Origin of the sequence: Tritonibacter sp. SIMBA_163 (assembly GCF_046535935.1) — a bacterium.
GTDB lineage: Bacteria > Pseudomonadota > Alphaproteobacteria > Rhodobacterales > Rhodobacteraceae > Epibacterium > Epibacterium scottomollicae.
The window spans coordinates 1-255 of record NZ_JAWJBP010000817.1 but is presented as its reverse complement, the minus strand read 5'-3'; the positions used below and the strand labels follow the sequence as shown (position 1 = coordinate 255).

Below are 255 nucleotides of genomic sequence, written 5' to 3'. Positions count from 1 at the left end.
GGGGGCGGCGTCGCCGAGCCAGTACTGCCCGGGCGGCTGGGCGCGGACGGCGTAGCTGATGTAGTAGAACTCGCCGACCTTCACGACACGGGGATCCTCCACGCAGCCCGCGTCGAAGCCGTCGACGCTGGGGCCGAAGATCGGCTCGGTCGAGGTTCGCTCGAAGCGGTATCCGTCGTCGCTGCCGGCCATGCCGAAGTAGACCAGGTGCTTCTCGTCGTGGCCGGCGGCGCGGTAGAGCATCCGCACGCGCCC

General features: G+C 70.6%; 1 protein-coding gene. It reads right to left on the bottom strand.

Annotation, left to right across the window (positions count from 1 at the left end; all coding sequences use genetic code 11):
• Window positions 1–255: hypothetical protein (locus tag R0J92_RS24595; RefSeq protein WP_411053611.1), on the bottom strand; the 255-nt coding region annotated here is incomplete at both ends.